The following is a 7,658-nucleotide window of genomic DNA, read 5'->3' on the forward strand; positions in this document are numbered from 1 at the left end:
GACCAAGGACCACTCCAGGGCCGGCTCGGCATCCCCTCTGATGGTGAAACGATGAGCACAATCACTTTCTCTCTGAATGGCGAAACCCGCCGGCTGGACTGTCCGCCCGACATGCCCTTGCTATGGGTGCTGCGTGACCTGTTGCTGCTTACCGGCACCAAGTACGGCTGCGGCATTGGCTATTGTGGGCTGTGCACGGTGCATCTGGACGGCGAGCCGGTGCGCTCCTGCGTGTTGCCGATCAGTGCCTGCGAAGGACGCGAGGTTCGCACCATCGAGGGCTTATCGGCGGATGGCGAACACCCGCTGCAGCAGGCCTGGCAGGAACTCAATGTGCCGCAGTGCGGCTACTGCCAGTCGGGGCAGATCATGCATGCAGCCGGCTTGCTGCATACCCATGCCAAGCCAACTGCGCAGCAGATCGAGCAGCATATGAATGTGTTATGCCGCTGCGGCACGTATCCGCGCATCCGTCAGGCAGTGGCGCTGGCGGCCGAGAAGATGAGTGAGTCGGCTGCATGAAGGTCCAGCCACTGAGTCGCCGCCACTTCCTGCGCCTGACATCGATTGCCAGCACTGGCTTGTTCCTCGGCTTCGGACTTGGCTGCGCTGAACAGGCGGGTCCGCTTAAGCATAAGCCCACAGTTCGCTCGGCCCAGCTCAGCGCCTTTCTCAATATCGATACCGATGGCCTGATCACCCTGATCTACAAGAAGACCGAGATGGGACAGGGCGTGCGTACACTTGCCGCCGTGGTGGTAGCCGAAGAGCTCGACGCGCCGCTAGCGCAGATCCGGGTAGTGAACCCATCACCAAGTTCCACCTATGGCGGCATGGAAACCGGTGGCAGTTACACCGCCGCCTATACCTTCAATGCCGTGCGCGGCCATCTCGCCACCGTGCGGCAGATGCTGTGCCAGGCAGCGGCTCAGCAATGGGGTGTAGCGCTGAATGCCTGCGCTACCGAGCAGGGCCGGGTAGTGAATCGGCATACTGGGGAAACGCTAGGCTATGGGGCGCTGGCCGAAGCGGCAGCCAAGCTGACCCCGCCCACGTCCGCGCCGACCAAGCAAAAGCAGCAGCTCCGCCTACTCGGCAAGAGTCATCCGAATCAGCACAACCGAGATATGGTCACCGGCCAGGCCAAGTACGGCATCGATCACGCGATCGACGGCATGTTGCACGCCAGCCTGGTCCGTGCCCCGGTGGTGGGCGGCAGACTGCTGTCGTTTGACGATACTGAATGCCGCACGGTGCCGGGCTTTGTCCGCGCAGTGGCAATCGAAGGCACCCAGGTCAGTGATTTTCCCGAGTACATTCGTTCCAGCGTGGCGGTGTTGGCGACCAATTCCTGGTCGGCGATGCAGGCGGCGCAGAAGCTGCAAGTGGAGTGGCAGCTGGGCCAGAACCAGGAGTTCGCCTCTGTCGGGTACATGCAAGAGCTGCGCGACCTGGCGCAGCTGCCGGGATTGGTATTCCGTGAGGAAGGCACCCTTGAGTCGGCCATGGCGGCGGCCGATCAGGTGCTGAACGCCGAATACAGCGGCCCTTTCCTCGCGCACGCGCCGATGGAGCCGATGAACTGCACCGCCTCGCTGAGCGCTGAGCGCTGTGAGATCTGGGTGCCCTGCCATGCGCAGAACCGTCTGCTGGAAGCGGTGAAGTCCATCACCGGATTGGCCGAGGACGCGATCCAGATTCACACCACCCTGATCGGCGGCTCGTTCGGCCGTCGGCTGCAGGTCGACTATGCGATCGAGGCCCTGCTGATCTCGAGCGCCGCCGCCGCGCCGGTCAAGCTGGTCTGGTCGCGTGAACAAGACATGCGCTTTGCCTGCTATCGCAGCCCCTATGTGCAAAAGTTGAGCGGCGCGGTGAAGGACGGCCGCATCGTCGCATGGGAACAACGCATCGCCTGTTCCAGCGTATGGAAGCTGCGCGAGCCGCAGATGCTGGAGAACGGTCTGGATTTCACCGTGTTCATGCCGGCCAAGATCATGGCCTATGCCATTCCAAACATCAGGATGAGTCAGCACATCACCGCCTTGCCGGTGCCTCTGGCGTGGTGGCGGGCGTCGTATCCGACGATCAATTACACGGTGCAGGAGTGCTTTCTGGATGAGCTGATTCGCGCCAGCGGCCGCGATCCGTTCGAGGCCCGGCTGGAGCTGCTGGCCGATGACCAGCAGCCGATCGAAGTGCCGTGGAAGGAGGGCTGGGGCAGTGACGTGATCGAGCGCGGCCGCATGGCTCGCGTGTTGCGTGAACTTAAGGCTAAGTCGGGATGGCAGGATGCCAAGTCGCCGGGGCAAGGGCGTGGCATTGCCGCGATTGTCTACTCCGGTACCTATGTCGCGCAGATGGTCGAGCTGAGCGTGCGAGACAATGAGCTCAAACTCGAGCGGGTGGTTTGCGTGGTCGACTGCGGTTTCGCGCTGAACCCGGACAATGTGCGGGCGCAGATGGAAGGTGGAATTATCTTCGGCTTGTCGGCAGCACTGTTTGGCGAGATCAGCTTTGCTGCCGGCCAGGTGCAGCAAAGCAACTTCCATGACTATCGCATCCTGACCCTGGCACAGACCCCAGCGATTGAGGTGCATATCATCGAGTCCGACGCGGGTGTTAGCGGCGTCGGCGAGCCCGGAACTCATCCGATCATGGCTGCGACCTGCAATGCCATCTTCGATGCCTGCGGATTGCGCATTCGCGACTTGCCGATCGCTACCAAGCTGAGTGTGGTGTGAGTGCGCGTCCGGCGCCTGCCTTGGCTACACAGCGGGCCACTCGAAGGGGAGCGCGAGTCTGGCGGACTTCGCCGAAGTGCGCGTTAGAAAGGTACACGGCAGCGAAGAAACGACTGAGCTGCCACCACTGCTCCTCAGGACCTGCTCATGAAAATCTTGAAATACAGCTTGCTCACCCTGGTGTCGTTGGCATTGCTCGCCGCTGCGGGAATCGCCTGGTCGCTTCGCGCCCCGAGTTCGGCGGAGGTCTGCGCCAATCAGCTCAAACTCGTTGAAGCGGAGTTGAGTCAGCGCGATCTGCCGATGTCGGGGCCGATCGTGAAGGAGCTGATCGGCACCACCCCGGAGAGTTGCGTTCACGACGTGGAGTTTCGCCGCAACAACAGCACGCGCTCGCCGATCAAGATTGCGGCAGAGCTACGCTGCCTGGAATCGGCCAGCCAGCTCAGCGAGCTTGATGCCTGTCGCTGACGGATGGTTCGACCGTGACCGGGTGGTACTGACGCGGCTGTCGCGCCCATGTATTCGTTCAAGCACGTGCTTGGCCCGCTGCTTTGCGTGGGCTGCTCCTTGGTGCACGCCTGTGATTTTTCGGTGTCCGTCGACCCGCTGTCCGGGGCTCCGCAGCGGGTCGACGGCGCCACTTTGAACGCGGGCGGGCCGGTGCCGCCGGGGGCGACGGTATGCATCCAGGCCGACGTCTACGATCGCGACAAGCTCGAGTTCATCAATTTCATCGGCACGCCTGCGCAGCCGATCAAGATCGTCAATGTCGGCGGCCAGGTGCTGGTGCAGCACGCTCGGGTGTATCTCGATGATTCGCAGTTCGTCGAGCTTGCCGGCGACGGCGTTGCAGGCATCGACTACGGCTTTCGCATCGTCGCCCCGGCCGAGCAGGCCTTTGGGATGAAACAGCGCAGCGCCGCCGCGCCGCCGCTGCGTGGCCTGCGCGCCCATCACATCGAGATTCACTATGCCGATCGCTTCGGCGTGCAGGCGGTGGGTGTGCGCGGCTTTGAGGGCAGCGCCGAACCCGAGGCCATCGAAGATATCGAGCTGCATCACATACTGATTCATCGAGGTGTCGACGCGCATGGCAATGCCCTGGGCGGCTTTCGCGAGGGCTTCTACATCGGCAGCTCCTTCTATGGCAGCGCCGCTGTGCCGCTGATCCGCGGCGTCCGTATCCACCACAACACGGTGCAAGGCGCCGGCTGGGATGGCATACAGGTCGGTTCGGCGAGCGCCGGCTGCGAGATCGATCATAACGTGGTGATTGACGACAGCCGCTACCTGCTGCGCGACCAGAACAGCGGCATCATGATCGCCAAGGGATCGGCCTGCTCAGTGCATCACAATCGAATACTGGGCGGGCAGGGGCCGGGCATTTATCACCAGGGCCTGGGCGATCAGGCGCGCAACCCGGCGGCGCCCAGCGGCGGCCTGATCTACGCCAATCTGATCGTGCCATCGACGGCGCCGCTGACTGCCGAACCCGATCCCAGCAATTCCATGCCCGATATCGCCACCGACGACCGCCGCGTCGGCATCTGGGTAGCGCACGCCCGCGACGGCGCCAACGCCGACCGCCCCGGAAATATGTATGTCTGGCATAACACGGTGATCACCGACACCCAGCCCGGCGTTGTCGTAGCCACCGACCCCACCCGCATCGCCGGCTACCAGATCAGCAACAACCTGGTCAGCGGCAACGCGGCCGCTATCCATCCCAGCAGTGGGCCCGCGATCGTCGCCAACCGCGTTGCCCCCACCGCCGACCTGCAGTTCGCGCCCGACACCGAACTGCTCGGCGCCCCAGCCCGTCAGCACTTAGCCTATCGCTTAAGCGAGCAAAGCGATCTGGCCCGCGATCAAGCCGACCCCACCACTGCCGCCAGAGTGCAACGCGACCTGCGAGGCAAACGCTACGGCGCAGACGGCGCGGCCGATATCGGCGCGGATGAGTACGACCCGGGGCAGGGGTTTTGGGATGGGTTTGAGGGAAGGTGAGAAACCAAGCGTCGCGAGGCTCCTCTTGGTCTGTATCTTGCTGTTTGACTGAAAATCGCGCTGAACATGGCGATAAGAGGGCGCGGTCGATACACGGCACCGAAAGAGTGAACTTTTAACGTTGTTTGGCGCAGTCTGAAATGGCACTTTCGACCCGAAGCGGACGATGGCTTGCCCTGTTCGCACTGAGAGACAGCCGGAACGGCGGATAACAGTCCGAGGGCGGTAGCGATGGAATGGCCTTGACGCACCCTGAGCTTGTCGAAGGGGGCCTCAGCGAAGCGAGCCTGAAGGTACCCACGCGAGCATTGAGGTTGCAATGCTGGGACGGCTGGCTTCGACAAGCTCAGCCAGCGTGGCGGTGACCCGAAGCGGCCGGGTATCGTCACCGTTTGGTTGCAACCACACCCACGGCGTATACGTGCCCTCATCGGCCCTTCCGGCACCTTCTCCCACAGGGAGAAGGGAGCAGCCCTGACGGCCCCCTCCTGGCCGCTTCCTTCCGATCAAGCCATAAAGTCTCCGTCCTCTCATGCCTCAATGTTGCATCCGCTCTGTTCCTCGAGAATGGTGGTGACGCATGAGGAGTCTGACTCACAGACTGGCACAGCTGCCCATGGCGCTGCCCTGTTAGGGCAGCTTCACCACCACCGAGCAGACTGATCAATTGCGTGGCAACGCAGCGCTGATCGAGAAGTGCCTGCCGGTGCGCAAGGGTCTTGTTAAAAATTGGATGCGACGAATTTCCGCAGCTGGTCAGCGAGCTTACGGATCGCGTCTGATGCCCCTTCAAGCGCGGTGAAGGCATAGGGGTTCAAGAATTGCCGCCCCCAGAAGAAATTGCGCTCGGTTTCCGAAAGATCCGCCTCATTGCAAACCGCAGCCCAATGCTCAGTGATGCAGCGCAACTGGACCTCGACGATCTGCATCGCCTCATTCTGAGACAGCAAGAAGTGATGCGCTGACTCAAAGCAGGTCGCAACGCGGCTGGCGCGGTTGTTGTGAGTAATGAGCATAGCCTGCGTCGCCTCCTGCCCCGCGCGCCCCTGCGGGCAAATGTCATAGGCTGGCGTGAGCGAAAGCATCTCGCCGTTGCAAAAGGCCGCGTGATTTCGTGCGTGGTCGTCGGTGTTGCCTGAGAGGATGTTGAAGACGATGCGCGCGAACAGCTCTCGCAGTGTCGCCTTTGGCTCGGTGAACCGGTGACGGATGATGTCGGCAAGATCGGCGTAGCTCGCGTAGCGCGCCATCATTTCATCCAGCCCAAGCATGGTCAGGGCTGAAACCATCATCTTGCGCTGCCAGCCCGCCTCCGCTTTTACGCGATCGAAGCGTTCTACGAGAAGCACATCTTTGCCCGAGGCACTCACCAGCGAAACCGGGGCGACATCAAGGCCGCAACGTGCGGCGAGGCGCATCGCAACATACTCCGCTTTCACCACGCTGTAGAAATCGGACGATGATGAGAATTTGGCCACATGCTTGATGGCGCCATCTTCAATCAGTGCTTTCGGACGCGCGCCGCCAATTGAGCTGCCGTGGTGCAGTGCCTGGTCAAGCTCGGGGGAGAGCGGAATGCCTTTCTCGACCCGCTCTGCAGACGCCATCAGTTCTTCGAGCGTGGCGTTTGTTGGGGAGCGCGGCACATATTGGTTCGGCGAGATCTGGAAATCGAGTGCGCCAATGCGATCAGAGCCTGACTCCAGGAGGAAGGTCAGCTCAGACAGTTCAAGATTGCCGAGCTCATTACCTTTGACACCAAACTTCCGGTTGAGAATGACACGCCGCCCCCATGCATCGGGCGCAGCATCGCGGATACTGCTCGGCATGGTGAGGCCATCATGGAGCGGAAGTTCACCTGGCTTGAGCGGAAGCTCGGGCAGATAGAGGGGGAGCGCGTCCTCGCGCTCCAGGTAGCTCTTACCGTAGTTGAAGTGGACGAGACCGCTCTCTGCGCTCAAGCGTCCAGCGACAACGGGCTCGGTCGTGCGGGGAAGCCAAACCCAGACATAGGCCTCATGATAGTTCGGCAGCTTAGAACTCATCGACGACCTTCTTTCCGGTCTTGTAAACGTGCTTGGGAAGGACGGCGATGCGGTCATCCAGCCGATCTGAGAGGCGGTTGATTCCCTTCTCATCACTATCGAAGAGCTTCACGCCCACCAAGGTGGCCGCTTCGAACATGATGCCGATTTCCACCTTTGGGTCGCCCTTCTCCAACCGCTGGAGAGTGCTGCGGGCAATGCCCAAGCGCTCGGCCAATTCCATCTCGGTCATTTTGCGCTGCTTGCGCCCATGACGGATCATCTTGCCCAACAGGACAATCCCCTCAGTGGTGTAGCGGGCATAGGTGCGCTTCGTCGTTGGCATCATTCAAACCCGTCTGATTTGCTCATCGGTCATAGCTGCGCGATTTGACCGCCTCATGAGTCATCTTGGATATGAGCACGAATAAAATCAACTGAAATGACCGACAAAACGGTCATATCTGAGCAATATGCCTTCTCCAACGGTCAATCGCGAGATGTCGTCGTCCTGTGTACACATCGGGGCTCCGCCTGCAACGGAGGCGTAGCCCCGATCTTCTGCATGCTCAGCAGGCGATTCAGAATCCAACTCGATCCCCGTGTCCTTACGGGCCGGCGAGCCTAGCCCGGATATTCCATGAGGGGGCGCGGATGATCACCGAGGACTTTGCGTCGAGTGCAAGGCGCGACGAGCCCAAGTGGTGGGCCCACTTGGGCGAGATCGGGACGCAGTCCCGCGTAGCTGCGACAGCAACCGACCGAGCGTAGCGAAGGCGCAGGCTACGAAGTAGCCGTTGCTGCGTAGCAGCCGACCGAGCGTAGCGAAGGCGCAGGCTACGAAGTAGCCGTTGCTGCGTAGCAGCCGACCGAGCGTAGC

Annotated in this window: 6 protein-coding genes; 4 read left to right on the forward strand and 2 right to left on the reverse strand. The window is 61.6% G+C overall.

Annotation, left to right across the window (positions count from 1 at the left end):
- Positions 1 to 51: 51 nt before the first annotated feature.
- The 4 genes from IFO71_RS15120 (at position 52) to IFO71_RS15135 (ending at position 4,754) form a co-directional block, all read left to right on the forward strand.
- Positions 52 to 522, forward strand: a complete 471-nt coding sequence (locus tag IFO71_RS15120; RefSeq protein WP_192030491.1) for a (2Fe-2S)-binding protein — start codon at positions 52 to 54, stop codon at positions 520 to 522.
- A complete protein-coding gene (locus IFO71_RS15125; protein WP_192030492.1) occupies positions 519 to 2,744 on the forward strand; it encodes a xanthine dehydrogenase family protein molybdopterin-binding subunit in 2,226 nt (741 codons plus the stop codon). The genes IFO71_RS15120 and IFO71_RS15125 overlap by 4 nt, the downstream gene beginning before the upstream one ends.
- A gap of 147 nt (positions 2,745 to 2,891) precedes the next feature.
- Positions 2,892 to 3,215, forward strand: a complete 324-nt coding sequence (locus IFO71_RS15130; RefSeq protein ID WP_192030493.1) for a hypothetical protein — start codon at positions 2,892 to 2,894, stop codon at positions 3,213 to 3,215.
- Positions 3,216 to 3,263: 48 nt separating this feature from the next.
- Positions 3,264 to 4,754 carry a right-handed parallel beta-helix repeat-containing protein gene (locus IFO71_RS15135; RefSeq protein ID WP_192030494.1) on the forward strand — a complete coding sequence of 497 codons (1,491 nt, stop codon included), beginning with the start codon at positions 3,264 to 3,266 and terminating at the stop codon, positions 4,752 to 4,754.
- A gap of 722 nt (positions 4,755 to 5,476) precedes the next feature.
- Here the strand turns inward: IFO71_RS15135 and IFO71_RS15140 are convergent.
- Positions 5,477 to 6,799, reverse strand: coding sequence for a type II toxin-antitoxin system HipA family toxin (locus IFO71_RS15140; RefSeq protein ID WP_192030495.1), 1,323 nt, complete (start codon positions 6,797 to 6,799; stop codon positions 5,477 to 5,479).
- Positions 6,789 to 7,124, reverse strand: a complete 336-nt coding sequence (locus IFO71_RS15145) for a helix-turn-helix transcriptional regulator (protein WP_225444686.1) — start codon at positions 7,122 to 7,124, stop codon at positions 6,789 to 6,791. Before IFO71_RS15145 ends, IFO71_RS15140 begins: the two co-directional genes overlap by 11 nt.
- Positions 7,125 to 7,658: the final 534 nt, after the last annotated feature.

Origin of the sequence: Pseudomarimonas arenosa (assembly GCF_014841215.1) — a bacterium.
Taxonomy (GTDB): domain Bacteria; phylum Pseudomonadota; class Gammaproteobacteria; order Xanthomonadales; family Xanthomonadaceae; genus Pseudomarimonas; species Pseudomarimonas arenosa.

Coding starts and splice junctions, on each gene's coding strand:
- IFO71_RS15120 (WP_192030491.1), top strand. CDS start 52: ATGAGCACAATCACTTTCTCTCTGAATGGCGAAACCCGCCGGCTGGAC.
- IFO71_RS15125 (WP_192030492.1), top strand. CDS start 519: ATGAAGGTCCAGCCACTGAGTCGCCGCCACTTCCTGCGCCTGACATCG.
- IFO71_RS15130 (WP_192030493.1), top strand. CDS start 2,892: ATGAAAATCTTGAAATACAGCTTGCTCACCCTGGTGTCGTTGGCATTG.
- IFO71_RS15135 (WP_192030494.1), top strand. CDS start 3,264: ATGTATTCGTTCAAGCACGTGCTTGGCCCGCTGCTTTGCGTGGGCTGC.
- IFO71_RS15140 (WP_192030495.1), bottom strand. CDS start 6,799: ATGAGTTCTAAGCTGCCGAACTATCATGAGGCCTATGTCTGGGTTTGG.
- IFO71_RS15145 (WP_225444686.1), bottom strand. CDS start 7,124: ATGCCAACGACGAAGCGCACCTATGCCCGCTACACCACTGAGGGGATT.